This window comes from Pantoea sp. E2023-21 (genome assembly GCF_051302795.1).
GTDB classification, from domain to species: domain Bacteria; phylum Pseudomonadota; class Gammaproteobacteria; order Enterobacterales; family Enterobacteriaceae; genus Pantoea; species Pantoea ludwigii_A.
In genome coordinates, this window is record NZ_CP195344.1 from 1,789,052 (window position 1) to 1,803,456 (window position 14,405).

General features: G+C 55.1%; 12 protein-coding genes, 1 tRNA gene and 1 riboswitch. Of the genes, 8 read left to right on the forward strand and 5 right to left on the reverse strand.

Translation table 11 applies throughout. The features are described from left to right. The first annotated feature begins 104 nt into the window (after positions 1–104). Both trhP and yegS read left to right on the forward strand, forming a co-directional pair. Entirely contained in the window at positions 105–1,472 is a 1,368-nt protein-coding gene (gene trhP, locus ACRQ84_RS08480) for a prephenate-dependent tRNA uridine(34) hydroxylase TrhP (protein WP_483817742.1), read from the forward strand. A gap of 232 nt (positions 1,473–1,704) precedes the next feature. After that, complete coding sequence (gene yegS, locus ACRQ84_RS08485) at positions 1,705–2,604, forward strand: lipid kinase YegS (RefSeq protein ID WP_483817743.1); 900 nt, start codon at positions 1,705–1,707, stop codon at positions 2,602–2,604. 57 nt (positions 2,605–2,661) lie between these two features. Here the strand turns inward: yegS and ACRQ84_RS08490 are convergent, their stop codons facing one another. Further along, entirely contained in the window at positions 2,662–3,783 is a 1,122-nt protein-coding gene (locus ACRQ84_RS08490) for a Gfo/Idh/MocA family protein (RefSeq protein WP_483817744.1), read from the reverse strand. A 307-nt stretch (positions 3,784–4,090) separates the two neighbouring features. Between ACRQ84_RS08490 and ACRQ84_RS08495 the strand changes: the two genes are divergently transcribed. The 5 genes from ACRQ84_RS08495 (at position 4,091) to ACRQ84_RS08515 (ending at position 9,272) form a co-directional block, all read left to right on the forward strand. Further along, positions 4,091–4,166: transfer RNA gene (locus ACRQ84_RS08495), tRNA-Asn, on the forward strand. 437 nt (positions 4,167–4,603) lie between these two features. Then, positions 4,604–5,614, forward strand: coding sequence for a Zn-dependent oxidoreductase (locus ACRQ84_RS08500; protein ID WP_483817905.1), 1,011 nt, complete (start codon positions 4,604–4,606; stop codon positions 5,612–5,614). Positions 5,615–5,698: 84 nt separating this feature from the next. After that, the gene (locus ACRQ84_RS08505; RefSeq protein ID WP_483817745.1) at positions 5,699–6,982 is read left to right on the forward strand and encodes an MFS transporter; all 1,284 of its coding nucleotides are present in this window, start codon (positions 5,699–5,701) and stop codon (positions 6,980–6,982) included. A gap of 44 nt (positions 6,983–7,026) precedes the next feature. Beyond that, positions 7,027–8,487 (forward strand): mannitol dehydrogenase family protein, encoded by a 1,461-nt coding sequence (locus ACRQ84_RS08510; RefSeq protein ID WP_483817746.1) that lies wholly within the window; start codon positions 7,027–7,029, stop codon positions 8,485–8,487. Between the two features lie 98 nt (positions 8,488–8,585). After that, a complete protein-coding gene (locus ACRQ84_RS08515) occupies positions 8,586–9,272 on the forward strand; it encodes a GntR family transcriptional regulator (protein ID WP_064739253.1) in 687 nt (228 codons plus the stop codon). A gap of 142 nt (positions 9,273–9,414) precedes the next feature. Here ACRQ84_RS08515 and fbaB read toward each other — a convergent pair whose 3' ends face one another. The 3 genes from fbaB to thiM all read right to left on the reverse strand — a co-directional run bounded on the left by fbaB (position 9,415) and on the right by thiM (position 12,197). Continuing rightward, positions 9,415–10,467 carry a class I fructose-bisphosphate aldolase gene (gene fbaB, locus ACRQ84_RS08520; RefSeq protein WP_483817747.1) on the reverse strand — a complete coding sequence of 351 codons (1,053 nt, stop codon included), beginning with the start codon at positions 10,465–10,467 and terminating at the stop codon, positions 9,415–9,417. A 147-nt stretch (positions 10,468–10,614) separates the two neighbouring features. Then, positions 10,615–11,415, reverse strand: a complete 801-nt coding sequence (thiD, locus tag ACRQ84_RS08525) for a bifunctional hydroxymethylpyrimidine kinase/phosphomethylpyrimidine kinase (protein WP_483817748.1) — start codon at positions 11,413–11,415, stop codon at positions 10,615–10,617. Continuing rightward, positions 11,412–12,197, reverse strand: a complete 786-nt coding sequence (gene thiM / locus ACRQ84_RS08530; RefSeq protein WP_483817749.1) for a hydroxyethylthiazole kinase — start codon at positions 12,195–12,197, stop codon at positions 11,412–11,414. The genes thiD and thiM overlap by 4 nt, the downstream gene beginning before the upstream one ends. A gap of 33 nt (positions 12,198–12,230) precedes the next feature. Further along, positions 12,231–12,325, reverse strand: a riboswitch (TPP riboswitch). Between the two features lie 223 nt (positions 12,326–12,548). Between thiM and ACRQ84_RS08535 the strand changes: the two genes are divergently transcribed. Beyond that, positions 12,549–12,752, forward strand: coding sequence for a hypothetical protein (locus tag ACRQ84_RS08535; RefSeq protein WP_483817750.1), 204 nt, complete (start codon positions 12,549–12,551; stop codon positions 12,750–12,752). A gap of 68 nt (positions 12,753–12,820) precedes the next feature. Here ACRQ84_RS08535 and ahpF read toward each other — a convergent pair whose 3' ends face one another. After that, a complete protein-coding gene (gene ahpF, locus ACRQ84_RS08540) occupies positions 12,821–14,389 on the reverse strand; it encodes an alkyl hydroperoxide reductase subunit F (protein ID WP_064739258.1) in 1,569 nt (522 codons plus the stop codon). Between the last annotated feature and the right edge of the window lie 16 nt (positions 14,390–14,405).

The following is a 14,405-nucleotide window of genomic DNA, read 5'->3' on the forward strand; positions in this document are numbered from 1 at the left end:
TGCGGCCCTGCCTACAATTCCCCACCTTTTGCAGGGCCGCTTGATGCGGCCGCTGCACCTGCCATCCGTGATGGCATGCTGACCTGACATCAGTGAGAAAATCCATGTTAAAACCTGAACTGCTTTCTCCAGCGGGATCGCTGAAGAATATGCGCTATGCCTTTGCCTACGGCGCTGACGCGGTGTATGCCGGGCAGCCGCGCTACAGCCTGCGCGTGCGCAACAACGAATTCACCCACGAGATTCTGGCGAAGGGCATCAATGAAGCCCATGAGCTCGGTAAAAAATTCTACGTGGTGGTCAATATCGCCCCACACAACGCCAAACTGAAAACCTTCATTCGCGATCTGACGCCGGTAGTGGCGATGCAGCCGGACGCGCTGATTATGTCCGATCCTGGTTTGATCATGCTGGTGCGCGAAGCCTTCCCGCAGATGCCGATTCACTTGTCGGTGCAGGCTAACGCGGTCAACTGGGCCACGGTGAAATTCTGGCAGCAAATGGGGCTGACGCGCGTAATTCTGTCACGCGAGCTGTCGCTGGATGAGATCGCCGAAATTCGCCAGCAGGTGCCAGCAATGGAGATTGAGATCTTCGTGCACGGCGCACTGTGCATGGCCTATTCCGGTCGCTGCCTGCTCTCGGGCTACCTCAATAAACGCGATCCTAACCAAGGTACCTGCACCAACGCTTGCCGCTGGGAATACAAAGTGGAAGAAGGCAAACAGGATGAGATTGGCAACATTGTCGGTTTCCATCAGCCGGTTAAGGTGCAGCAACCTACGCTGGGCGTGGGCGATACCACCGATCGCGTGTTCCTGCTGGAAGAGAAGATGAAGCCGGGTGAAGTGATGAGTGCCTTCGAGGATGAACACGGCACCTACATCATGAACTCAAAAGATTTGCGTGCGGTGGCGCACGTCGAACGCCTGAGCCAGATGGGCGTGCATTCGTTGAAAATTGAAGGCCGCACCAAATCCTTTTACTACTGCGCGCGCACGGCTCAGGTTTATCGCCGCGCCATTGATGATGCCGCGGCGGGTAAACCGTTTGATCCGGTGCTGCTCGAGACGCTGGAAGGTTTGGCGCATCGCGGTTACACCGAAGGTTTTTTGCGCCGTCATACGCACGACAGCTATCAAAACTATGAGCAAGGTTTCTCGATCTCCGAGCGCCAGCAGTTTGTTGGTGAATTCACTGGCGAACGTCGCGGCGACTGGGCGCAGATTGCGGTAAAGAACAAGTTTATGCTGGGTGATGCGGTTGAAATCATGACGCCGGAAGGCAACCTCAACTGTACGCTTGAAACCATGCAGAATGAGAAAGGATCGGCGGTGGACGTTGCGCCAGGTGATGGGCATCGCGTGTGGATCCCGGTGCCGGAATCGGTCAACCTTGCCTTTGCGCTGCTACTGCGTAACTTTACCGATGGCAATAGCACTTACGATCCACATGGAAAAAATCGCACTTAAAGAAAAGAAAATGGCGAAGTTAGATTAGGATCACAGACCCTCTCTTCGCCTCGCTTTAGAATCCCGCCTGCTGCTAACGAGTAACAATAAAAAGCAGGTAGTACCAGGAACCACCTCATTCACCCGCCCGGCTCCCCCGTGCGGGTTTTCTTTTTTTAATCCCCCACCGATAAAGTTCTCTCTGCAGCTATGCTATAACCTGTGCTCTGTATCTCGCATCAAGGAACTGATAATGCAAAACAAACCGCTGACGCTGCTGATCCTGAATGGGAAAGGCGCAGGTAATGAAGATTTGCGCGCTGCGGTGAACACGCTGCGTGATGAAGGCTTTAATCTGGCGGTGCGCGTCACCTGGGAAAAAGGTGACTGCGATCGCTATGTGCAAGAAGCGGTCGCTTTGCAGGCAGAAACCGTTGTAGCCGGTGGCGGCGATGGCACCATCAACGAAATCGCGACCGCGCTGGCGGGATTGCCTGCACAGCAGCGTCCGGCGCTGGGTATTTTGCCGCTCGGCACCGCCAATGATTTTGCAACCAGTGTGGGGATTCCCGAAGGCATGGAACCGGCATTGCGCCTCGCACTGGTGGGGAAAGCCAGCGCGATTGATTTGGCGCGCGTGAACGGCGATCGCTATTTTATCAATATGGCGACCGGCGGTTTTGGTACGCGCATCACCACCGAAACGCCTGAAAAACTAAAATCTGCGTTAGGCGGCGTGTCGTACTTTATTCATGGCTTGATGCGTGTCGATGCGCTGAAGCCCGACAGTTGTGAGATCAGCGGACCTGGCTTTAACTGGCAAGGCGATGCGCTGGTTATTGGCATTGGCAATGGACGTCAGGCCGGTGGCGGACAAAAGCTCTGCCCGGATGCACTGATCAATGACGGTCAGCTCAATCTCAGTATCGTCACGGCGCAAGAGCTGCTGCCAACGCTGTTGCATTCACTGACGCGTGATGACGAAAATCCGAATATTGTCACGGCGCAGCTGCAGTCGCTGACCATCCGTTCTCCCCATGAGATGACGTTTAATCTGGATGGTGAACCGCTAAGCGGCAGCGCGTTTGACATTGAGGTATTGCCGGGCGCGTTAAGCTGTCGTTTGCCGCCGCAGTGCCCGTTGCTGGCTTAATCCCGTATCCAGGTCGCCATGAATGGCGACCCTACGATTCTGCATAAGTCCTTGTAATTACACTTTCATCCAGCGGCGTTCCAGCGCGGAAATCGCTACCGCTTCCAGCACCTTCTGCACCTGCAACCCTTCGGCAAAATCCGGCCACATGCGATCGCCTGCAGCAATGCCATTAATCAAATCGCGAATTTCGACGGTTTTCTGATCGTTGAAACCGATACCGTGACCGGCTGAAACGCAGAAATTGGCGTAATCCGGATGCGCGGGACCGGTCAAAAGGGTTTTGAATCCCTGGCGCCCTGCCGGTTCATCATGGATATACAGCTCCAACTCGGCCATGCGTTCCTGGGAATAGCGCAGCGTGCCTTTGGTGCCGGTGACCACATAGGTCAGGCCCATTTTGCTGCCGCAGGCGATACGCGAGGTTTCAAACACGCCGTGTGCCCCATTTTTAAAGCGCAGTAAGGCGCTGGCCTGATCTTCGTTTTCTACCGGCAGCAGGCGCGAAGTCTCTTTCGGGTCCGGGCGCTCCTTGATCACCGTCATCATATCGCCACTGACTTCTTCAATATCGCCGACCAGATAATGCGCCATATTCACAATGTGCGCGGCCAGGTCGCCAAGCGCGCCCAATCCTGCCAGCGCTTTCTGGCAGTGCCAGTCTAGCGGTGTTTCCGGACGCGCCAGATAATCTTCATTGTGCGTGCCGTAGAAATGCACCACGTCACCAATTTCGCCACGAGCGATGATCTCACGCGCCAGCTGGCTGGTGGGGTTTTTCATGTAGTTAAAACCGACCAACGTTTTCACGCCCGCCTGCTGCGCCGCTTGCACCATCTCTTCCGCATCGGCCACAGACAACGACAGCGGTTTTTCAGAGTAGACGTGTTTACCGTTGCGAATCGCTTCCAGCGCCATCTCTTTGTGCAGGAAGTTCGGGGCGCAGATATCAACCACATCGATGTTAGGATCGCGCACCAGTTCACGCCAGTCACCGGTGGAACGTGTAAAGCCAAAGGTTGACGCCTGTTTTGCTGCCAGCTCTGGATTCACTTCCGCCAGCATCTCACGCACGATCTCGCCTTTAAGGGCAAAAACCGTGGGTGCCTGCGCATAAGCAATCGCGTGACAACGCCCGATGTAACCACTGCCAATCATACCGATTCTGACTTTGTTCATGACTTATCCCGCATTCGCTTAAGAAGTGAGTTGGAATATATGTTTCGCTTTTTACCTCTACAACGGCAAAATGAAATATCTGTGATCATGCATGCGAGGTATCTGACAAAATCGACAAATCAGAATGTAATTTTGCATAGTGATAGTGATCAAAATCACAAAAGTATCCTTACACAGCGTGATTTCTCGGTGCGAAACCAGTGTTGATCGCCTAATTGACGCTTTATTCAGCAGTCAGAGCGAATTGTGAAAAAAGAGCTTTGACAAGGCGGGGTCCGCTCGATAATATGCGCCCCGTTCAAACGATTCCTCTGTAGTTCAGTCGGTAGAACGGCGGACTGTTAATCCGTATGTCACTGGTTCGAGTCCAGTCAGAGGAGCCAAATTTAAAAACCCGCTCAGGGAAACCTGAGCGGGTTTTGTCGTTGTAGGGTCGTCATTTAGGGTGACCTCATATCACGGTCATCCTAAATGGCCTAATGCCGATCATTTAAGCCCCGAATTAATTACCGCACATTCCGTAGCGGCGCGATTTATCGCGCAATAAATTGCGCCGCTACAATATGTTCGCTAGGTCGTTGGAGTTTTCATCTCTTAACTGACAAGCATTACACTCTAAATGGCCACCCCCACGAAATCGTTCCCGGACGTCGTAATAACTCTCCTTCTGCGATCAACCCATAATCCACGCTCTGTGATTCTGTTCACAACTCTGTAACGCCGACTTGTATGGTAGTATTAGTGCGCGTATTTTTTCATCATTGCATTCCCGTTAAAGCCGGTTCGCCCTTCCAGCATGGCAGCCAGCAAGGAGTAGATGATGAAAAGTGTGGTGATTGAACAACCGGGTGAACTGGTACTGGCAGAGCGTCCACTGCCGCAACCCGCTGCAGGTGAAGTTCGCGTAAAGGTGCAATTCGCCAGCATCTGCGGGTCCGATGTGCATATCTGGCACGGTCATAATCCTTTTGCGAAATATCCGCGCGTAATTGGTCACGAATTTTTTGGCCGGATTGATGCCGTCGGTGATGGCGTTGCCAGCAGCCGTATTGGCGAGCGCGTCGCAGTCGATCCGGTTGTCAGCTGCGGTCACTGCTATCCCTGCTCCATTGGTCGCCCGAATGTCTGCAAAGCGTTGCAGGTGATCGGGGTACATCGCGACGGCGGCTTTAGCGAATATGCCGTGGCACCCGCGAAAAATGCCTTCCGCTTGCCGGATAGCGTTCCCGACAAACTCGCCAGCATGGTCGAACCTTTCACCATCGCGGCTAATATCACCGCTTTCCTCAAACCACAGCCAAACGATGTGGCGCTGATTTACGGTGCCGGCCCGATGGGCCTCACCGCCATTCAGGTGCTGAAAGGCGTGTACGGCGTTGAGCACGTATTGGTGGTCGATCGCCTGCCTGAGCGTCTGGCGCTGGCGCAGGAAAACGGTGCCGATCAAGTGTTCAACAACAGCGAGATTCCGTTAGCCGCGCAGCTGGAAGGCGTGCAGCCGACGCTGATTATCGATGCCGCCTGCCATCCTTCCATTCTGTCTGAAGCCGCTGCCCTCGCCTCACCGGCGGCGCGTATCGGCCTGCTGGGCTTTTCAGGTGAACCGTGCAGCATCACACAGCAAAGTCTCACCAGCAAAGAGCTGTCGTTGTTCACCTCACGCCTCAATAGCCATCGCTTCCCGCAGGTGATTGAGTGGATTGAGCAAGGCCAGATCCAGCCAGAGAAACTGGTCACACACTACTTCCCGCTGGCGGAAGTTGAGCAAGCCATGACGCTGTTCGAAAAAGATCCCCGCACCTGCTGCAAAGTGATCCTACAAATGGGTTAAGTTAACCCACACACCAGGTGTCCCCATGCCGGTCACTTACCCGCCGGCATTATTACTATAAAAAATGACGATGACGGAGTTTCTATGTTTAAGAACCTGCGCTGGACCCTCGTACTGCTGTTGTTCCTGGTGTTTATGATCAATTACCTTGATCGTATCGCCCTCTCTTTGACTGTACCGATGGTGGAAAAAGACCTGATGATCAACGCCGAACAGTTCGGCATGATTTTCGGCAGCTTCTTCTTCGGTTATGCCCTCTTCAACTTTATCGGTGGCCTGGCGACCGATAAATTCGGTCCCACCATCGTGCTCGGCACCGCCGTTGGCATGTGGTCGCTGTTCTGCGGCTTGACGGCGATGGCAACCGGCTTCTGGTCAATGATGATTCTGCGCGTGCTGTTTGGCATGGCGGAAGGCCCGATTTCTGCTTCAGCAAACAAAGCCATCAACGGCTGGTTCCCGAAAAAACAAGCTGCGACAGCGATGGGTTTACTGAGCTCAGGTTCGCCGCTGGGTGGCGCGGTTGCCGGTCCGATTGTCGGCTATCTGGCGCTGTCGTTCGGCTGGCGTCCAGCGTTCGTGGTGATCGCCGCGATTGGATTCGTCTGGCTGGCGCTGTGGTTCTTCTTCGCGTCAGATAACCCAGCGAAAAGCAAACGTATCTCCGCCGAAGAGCGTGCGTTAGTGGAAAAACTGAAAGCCGAAGAGCCGGCCGACGTGATTGATCCGAGCGGTAACGCGCACGGTTTGGGCTTCTATCTGCGCCAGCCGATCATTCTGGTCACCGCGTTTGCCTTCTTCTGCTACAACTACATTCTGTTCTTCTTCCTGAGCTGGTTCCCGGCGTATTTGGTGCAGGCGCACGGCCTCGACATCAAAGCGATGAGCATCACCACCATGATCCCGTGGATTGTTGGCTTCGTTGGCCTGGCGTTGGGTGGCTGGATCTCTGATAAAATTTTCAACATCACCGGTAAATTGCTGCTTTCACGCAAAATTGTGCTGGTGGTGTCACTTACCGCTGCGGCGATTTGCGTGGCGCTGGCGGGTACGATAAAAGAGGTCAACTCGGCGGTGATCATGATGTCGATCTCCATCTTCTTCCTCTACATCACCGGTGCGATTTACTGGGCGATTGTGCAGGATGTGGTGCACAAAAGCCGTGTCGGCAGCATCAGTGGCTTTATCCATCTGATTGGCAGCCTGTCAGGCGTTATCGGTCCGGTTGTCACCGGTTTCATCGTGCAGCACTCGGGTAAGTTTGACAGTGCCTTTATCCTCGCGGGTGCGGTGGCTGGCGTTGGTGCGCTGCTGGTGCTGCTGGTGATTCGTGAACCAAAAGCCAACAATAAACCGGTTTCTGTGTAAATCTCATGGGGCGCTGAGCGCCCCATTTGCGAAAAGGAATGACTATGTTAGAGCTTGAACGCCTCCCCGCTGATGTCCAACGCCCCGCTTATGACCGCACGCAACTCAAAACCCGCATGGTACACATCGGTTTCGGGGCGTTTCATCGGGCGCACCAGGCGCTGGCGACCGATAAACTGGCCGCACAGGGCAGCGATTGGGGTTATTGCGAAGTGAATCTCAATAGCGGCACGCTGATTCAGGCGCTGCGTCAGCAGGATCTGCTTTACACGCTGACCGAAATGGCCGATGAGAGCTTACACACGCGCGTGATTGGCGTAGTGACGCAAGCCCTGCACGGCAAAGGCGACGGCATCGAGGCGGTCATTGAAGCGATGAGTCAGCCGGAGGTGGCGATAGTCTCGATGACGGTGACCGAGAAAGGCTACTGCTACATGCCTTCAAGCGGCAAGCTCAACCCTGATCATCCTGACATTGTGCACGATCTCGCTAATCCTACTGAGCCACGCTCGCTGCCCGGCTTGATTCTGGCGGCGATTATCCGCCGCCGCCAACGCAATTTGCCGCCGTTTAGCGTGATGTCATGCGATAACATGCCGGAAAACGGTCATGTTACGCGCAACGTGATCACGCAGTTAGCCGAGCGCCATAGCACTGAGCTGGCGGGCTATATCCAGACGCATATCACCTTCCCTTCAACTATGGTGGATCGCATCGTGCCTGCAATGACCGATGCCGCGTTCGACACGCTGGCTGCGCGCTTAGGCAGCCGGGATCCGGTGGCGGTGGAAGCCGAGCCTTTCTTCCAGTGGGTGATTGAAGACAACTTTGTCAACGGTCGTCCGGCATGGGAAAACGCGGGCGCTGAGCTGGTCAGCGATGTGCTGCCGTTCGAAGAGATGAAGCTGCGTATGCTCAATGGCAGCCACTCATTCCTGGCCTATCTCGGTTATCTCGCCGGTTATGAGCACATCAGCGATTGTATGGCCGATGCCAGCTATCGTCAGGCGGCACGCGCATTGATGTTGCAGGATCAGGCGCCGACGCTGCGCACCCAGGGCGTCGATCTCGAGGCGTACGCCGATTCACTGATTGCGCGTTATGAGAACCGCGCCATCAAACATCGCACCTATCAAATCGCCACCGATGGCACACAAAAGCTGCCGCAGCGTCTGCTGGATAGCGCACGCTGGCATCTGCGCAAGGGTACCTCGTGCGATTTCGTGTTGCTGGGCGTTGCCGGTTGGATGCGCTACGTCAGCGGCGTGGATGAGCAAGGTCAAAGCATTGAGATCCGCGATCCACTGAAAGATCAGCTGGCAGACATCGTGGCTAACAGTGAGGAAGGTGCGGCGCGCGTTAAGGCGTTGCTCGGCCTAAACGCCGTGTTCGGCGACGATCTGCTGAAGGAAACCGTACTGGTCTCTCGCGTAACCGAACTGTATCTGCAATTGGTACAACAGGGCGCGCGCGCCACGGTTCAAAGCCTCGTCACACAAGGCTAAGCGCCTGCACAAATGTGTAGCGCAGACGCAGCGTGCTGATTAGACTGAACCTTTCTTAACGGGCTGGCAGATGCCAGCCGTAATACGGATATTGCTGCATGTCGACTGCCTATACCATAACCACCAGCGAACCGGTAAATCAGCAGATCTATCGTTATCTGCGCAAAGATATTGTGACTTGCGTTATTCATCCGGGCTCGCTGCTGTCGGAGAAGGAAGTGTCGGCGCGTTTTAACGTGTCACGTCAGCCGGTGCGTGAAGCCTTTATCAAGCTGGCAGAAGCCGGGTTGGTGCAGGTTTTACCGCAGCGCGGAACCTTCGTTCGCAAGATCTCCGCCCAGCGTGTGGCCGATGGTCGCTTTATCCGTGAAGCGGTAGAAATCGCCGTGGTACGCCGCGCTGCGCAGGAAATCGGTGCGACGGGATTGATGGCGCTGGAGCATAACTTACAGCTGCAGCGTCTCGCCGCTGAGCGTCATGACAGCCAGGCATTTTTAACGCTGGATGATGAGTTTCACCGGTTGATTGCTGAAGGGATTAACTGCCTGCTGGCATGGGAAACGGTGGAGAACATCAAAGCCACCATGGACCGCGTGCGTTTTCTGACGTTGAGCGAAGTGTCGCCGCCAGAGCGTTTAATTCAGCAGCATGAAGATATCTATAGCGCGTTGAAAGCACATGATGTCGAGGCGGCTGAAACCGCGATGCGCCGCCATTTGCAGGAGATGATTATGACCATCACGCCGATTGCCGAGCGTAACAGCGAGTGGTTTGAAGCGCCTTAATTTGAGAGCTCGCCATTCATGGCGTAATGCAGCTCACTTAAGCAATTAATTGCCTGGTTATGCAGGTGCGCATGAATGCGCACCCTACGATAACCCAGCTCTGTGAACGTAGGGTCGCCATTCATGGCGACCTTTCTCACATTTAAGCGATGGTAACGTCTTTTGACAAATACACATCCTGCACCGCATTAATCAGCTGCACGCCCTCTTTCAACGACTTTTTAAACGCTTTACGCCCGAGAATCAGCCCCATGCCGCCAGCACGTTTGTTAATCACGGCGGTACGCACCGACTCCGCGATATCGGTTTCTCCGGCCGATGCACCGCCAGAGTTAATCAATCCCGCACGTCCCATATAGCAGTTCGCCAACTGGTAACGCACCAAATCAATCGGGTTTTCTGTGGTCAGTTTGCTATACACGCGTTCATCGGTATGACCAAATTTCACCGCGTTATAGCCACCGTTATTTTCCGCCATCTTCTGCTTAACGATATCCGCTCCGATGGTGGCCGCCAGATGGTTGGCCTGGCCGGTTAAATCGGCGCTGGCGTGATAATCAACGCCCTCTTTCTTGAAAGCATCATTACGCAGATAAGCCCACAATACCGTCACCATGCCCAGCTCATGCGCACGTTCAAAGGCTGCCGAGATCTCTTCGATCTGCCGACGCGATTGTTCAGAACCGAAGTAGATCGTTGCGCCAACCGCCACCGCGCCCAGATTGAACGCCTGCTCAACGCTGGCATACAACGTCTGATCGTATTGGGTGGGATAACTCAGGGTTTCGTTATGGTTTAGCTTCACCATAAACGGAATGCGATGCGCATAGCGGCGTGCCACCGAGGCCAGCACGCCATAGGTGGATGCCACGCAGTTACAGCCGGCTTCAATCGCCAGCTCAACAATATTCTTCGGATCGAAATAGGCCGGATTGGCGGCAAAGGAGGCGCCCGCTGAGTGCTCAACGCCCTGATCGACCGGCAGAATCGATAAATAGCCGGTGCCCGCCAGACGTCCGGTGTTGTACAGCGTTTGCATATTGCGTAATACGGTGGGAGAGCGATTGTTGTCGATCATGACGCGATCGACATAATCCGCGCCGGGTAAATAGAGGCTATCCGCTGGAAGAGTCATGCAGCGATGTTGAAGAAGGCTGTCCGCTTCTTTGCCCAATAACTGTACGATGTCCGTCATGTTCGCTCCTGATAAATGGCTGGATTGGAACCGGCCGTTGCCGATTCGCCCCCAACAGCCTGGACCGGAATGCACCAGGCAGGCAAATTGCTGACTCCATTTTTCAGACGGATGCGCAATGAAAAAGCGGCAATCTGGCGTTACGCCCTACCACCACTGATGGAAATGGTGCACCGGCCCAATGCCTTTTCCTACTTCCAGCGAATCGGCGTGCAGCAGCGCTTGCTGCAGCCAGGCTTTGGCTTCTGCCACCGTCGTCACCCAATCATCATGACGCGGACGCAATGCGGCCAGCGCCGCCGACAGCGAACACCCCGTACCATGCGTGTGACGCGTGTTAACACGTGGCGCGGTAAAGCGCTGACGTCCGTCGCGGGTAATCAGCCAATCCGGGCTTTCGGCATCGCTAAGATGTCCGCCCTTCATCAGCACCGCTTCACAGCCAAGATCGAGCAGTGCATCGCCCTGCTGCAACATGGTTTTCTCATCCTGCGCCATCACGCGTCCCAACAGCGCGGCGGCTTCCGGCAGATTTGGCGTGATCAGCGACACCTGCGGCAGCAGCAATTCGCGCACGCTGGCTACCGCATCCGGCGACAGCAGCGCATCGCCGCTTTTGGCGATCATCACCGTATCCAGCACCACAAACGGCAAACGGGCCCGTTTTAGCCGCTCGGCCACCACTTCGACAATCGCGGTTTCTGACAGCATGCCAATCTTAGCGGCATCGATGCGCACATCATCCAGCACCGAATCGAGTTGTGCGCCAACGAAATCAGGTTCGATGCGATAGACCGACCGCACGCCGCAGGTGTTTTGTGCCACCAGCGCAGTGATAACGCTGGTGCCATAAGCGCCCAGCGCGGAAAAGGCTTTGAGGTCGGCCTGAATACCCGCGCCGCCGCTCGGATCGGTGCCAGCAATGGTTAACGCGTTGATGCGTTTCATGCATTCACCTCCAGCGTCCACAACGTATCAAGGAACGCGGCGACAAAACTGCCCGGCCCTTCGACTTTACGCGCGGCCAGCTCACCGGCCAGCGACATCACGCGGCAGGCCGCAGCGACATGTTGCAGGCGATCGCCCGGTAAGCTGCTAAAGGCGGCAACCACCGCCGACAGCGCGCAACCTGTGCCCACCACGCGCGTCATCAGCGGACTGCCACCGGGAATGGCCAGCGTTTGCACACCGTCAGTGACGTAATCGACTTCACCGGTAACCGCTACAACGGTTTGGTAATCACCTGCCAGTTGCTGGGCCGCACTTAGCGCAGCATCCGCCTGATGCAGGCTGTCCACACCGCGTCCGCCGCTTGCCTGGTTCGCCAGGGCGAGAATTTCTGAAGCATTACCGCGAATCGCCGCCGGTTGCAGGCTCAGCAACTGTTGGCAGAAGGCGGTGCGCAGCGTTAATGCGCCGACCGCCACCGGATCCAGCGTCCACGGCGTGCCTGCGCTTTGCGCGGCTTGCACCGCCGCTAACATGGCATCACGACGATTGCGCGTTAGCGTGCCGACGTTAATCAATAACGCATCGGCAAAACCCGCAAATTGTGCCGCCTCTTCAGGATCGATCACCATCGCAGGCGAGGCTTGCAGCGCCAGCAGCACATTGGCAGTAAAGGTTTGCACCACGTCATTCGTCATGCAGTGCACCAGTGGCGCTTGCTGACGCAGCAGTTGCAGTGAGTGCGCGAGTTGCGCAGGGGAAAGAAGGTCAGGCTTTTTCATAAGGCTCCCAACCGGCGATCAAGAAGGCGAATGCGGTCAGGCATCTGACTTCCCTACGCTGGCATTATCCAGATCAGGTCAGCGGGTGTATCTCAGCCCTGTTTACAGGGGCACCCCGAGTCATAGCATGCAGGTGTTGCTTCATGCCGCAGACAGGATAATGGCAGCGTTGAAGCTTGTAAATCAGCCGATGTGATGAAAGTGGCGCTGTTGAGTGCCAATTAAAAACCAATCATTTGAGACAAGACTCATTTCAACTTGATAAATATCAAGCTCATTTTGCGCAAAAAACGGCCTAATAGCCCTCCGGATTTGAAGAGAAACCCCGCCCACTCGATTCCGGTAGCGATAATGAAATTAAAATTCTTCAGCTTTATTCCACATGCGCATAAATGGCACAACATCCAAATATCCCGCAAGGGCGCGATTTCTCCCACCGGCAGAACTTATTTTTCCACTCACATTGAAGCGCGTTGTAAACGATGCGGCGAATATCTGAACAAGGTGTATTACCGCGATATCAGTGATGCCGAAGCAAAACGCTGGTTGGGTTAGCAACATCCATATATAAAAAAAGCCCTGCAACACAGATTGCAGGGCTGTTGCGTGGCTATCGCAAAAACTTATTCAGCCGGTTTGGTACGAATCAAATAATCAAAGGCGCTGAGTGAGGCTTTCGCGCCTTCACCGCTGGCGATGATGATCTGCTTGTACGGCACCGTGGTGCAGTCGCCGGCCGCGAACACGCCTTTCAGGCTGGTTTCACACTTGGCATCAATGATGATTTCGCCCATTTTGGTGCGCTCAACCGCACCTTCCAGCCAGGTGGTATTTGGCAACAAACCAATCTGCACGAAGATACCGCTCAGCGCGATTTCGTGGCTGGTCTGGTTATTACGGTCGATGTACGTCAGGCTGGTGACTTTGCTGCCGTCGCCTTTCACTTCGGTGGTCTGTGCATTCAGAATCACATCGACGTTTTTCAGGCTGCGCAGTTTGTCTTGTAGCACTTTGTCGGCGCGCATTTCGCTGGCAAATTCCAGCAGCGTAACGTGCTCAACAATGCCTGCCAAATCGATAGCCGCTTCCACGCCAGAGTTACCGCCGCCAATGACCGCGGTGCGTTTGCCTTTAAACAGCGGACCGTCGCAGTGTGGGCAGTAAGTCACGCCCTTGGTGCGATACTGCTCTTCACCCGGCACGCCCATATTGCGCCAGCGTGCGCCGGTGGCAATGATGATGCTGCGAGATTTCAATACTGCGCCAGATGCCGTTTCAATCGCGTGCAGACCGCCCTCTTTCACCGCTGGAATCAGCTTGATGGCGCTCTGGGTATCAATCACATCCACGTCGTAATCATCAACGTGGGCACGCAGAGAACCGGCGAGCTTAGCGCCTTCCGTTTTCGGCACAGAGATATAGTTTTCGATATCTACGGTATCCAACACCTGGCCACCGAAACGCTCGCCCATCAGGCCAGTACGAATACCTTTACGTGCCGAGTAGATGGCCGCTGCTGCGCCCGCCGGGCCGCTGCCGACGATCAGCACTTCGTAGGCATCACGCTTATTCAGCTCTTCCGCCGCGCGCTTATCGGCATTGGTGTCTACTTTACCGACGATTTCCGCCAGGCTCAGACGACCCTGCCCGAACTCTTTACCGTTCAGGAACACGGCCGGCACGCCCATCACGTTGCGCTCGGTGATTTCGTTCTGGAACATACCGCCGTCAATCGCGGTATGGCTGATACGCGGGTTCAGCACCGCCATCAGGTTCAGCGCCTGTACCACGTCAGGACAGTTGTGGCACGACAGTGAGTAATACGTTTCGAAGTGGAAGTCGCCTTCCAGCGCCACAACCTGATCCAGCAGGCTTTGCGCTTCTTTCGAAGGATGTCCACCGGTTTGCAGCAAGGCTAAAACCAGTGAAGTAAATTCGTGACCCATTGGCGAACCGGCAAAGCGCGGCCCACTGTTACGGCCTGGGTTGGTGATCAGGAAAGAGGGTTTACGAACCGGACGATCGTTCTCTTCACGGAAGCTGACTTTTTCTGACAAGCTCGCGATATCGGCCAGCAGAGTGCGAATCTCTGTGGATTTAGCGCCATCATCCAATGTGGCAATCAACTCAACCGGTTTCGTTAGTTTCTCAAGGTAAGCCTTGAGTTGGGTTTTTAAATTGGTGTCGAGCATAGTGAGTTCCTGTCAT

Excerpts from the sequence above, each read along its gene's own strand:
- ACRQ84_RS08500 (WP_483817905.1), top strand. The coding sequence starts at position 4,604 with ATGAAAAGTGTGGTGATTGAACAACCGGGTGAACTGGTACTGGCAGAG.
- ACRQ84_RS08510 (WP_483817746.1), top strand. The coding sequence starts at position 7,027 with ATGTTAGAGCTTGAACGCCTCCCCGCTGATGTCCAACGCCCCGCTTAT.
- thiM (WP_483817749.1), bottom strand. The coding sequence starts at position 12,197 with ATGAAAAAGCCTGACCTTCTTTCCCCTGCGCAACTCGCGCACTCACTG.
- ahpF (WP_064739258.1), bottom strand. The coding sequence starts at position 14,389 with ATGCTCGACACCAATTTAAAAACCCAACTCAAGGCTTACCTTGAGAAA.
- thiD (WP_483817748.1), bottom strand. The coding sequence starts at position 11,415 with ATGAAACGCATCAACGCGTTAACCATTGCTGGCACCGATCCGAGCGGC.
- ACRQ84_RS08535 (WP_483817750.1), top strand. The coding sequence starts at position 12,549 with ATGAAATTAAAATTCTTCAGCTTTATTCCACATGCGCATAAATGGCAC.
- fbaB (WP_483817747.1), bottom strand. The coding sequence starts at position 10,467 with ATGACGGACATCGTACAGTTATTGGGCAAAGAAGCGGACAGCCTTCTT.
- ACRQ84_RS08515 (WP_064739253.1), top strand. The coding sequence starts at position 8,586 with ATGTCGACTGCCTATACCATAACCACCAGCGAACCGGTAAATCAGCAG.
- yegS (WP_483817743.1), top strand. The coding sequence starts at position 1,705 with ATGCAAAACAAACCGCTGACGCTGCTGATCCTGAATGGGAAAGGCGCA.
- trhP (WP_483817742.1), top strand. The coding sequence starts at position 105 with ATGTTAAAACCTGAACTGCTTTCTCCAGCGGGATCGCTGAAGAATATG.
- ACRQ84_RS08490 (WP_483817744.1), bottom strand. The coding sequence starts at position 3,783 with ATGAACAAAGTCAGAATCGGTATGATTGGCAGTGGTTACATCGGGCGT.
- ACRQ84_RS08505 (WP_483817745.1), top strand. The coding sequence starts at position 5,699 with ATGTTTAAGAACCTGCGCTGGACCCTCGTACTGCTGTTGTTCCTGGTG.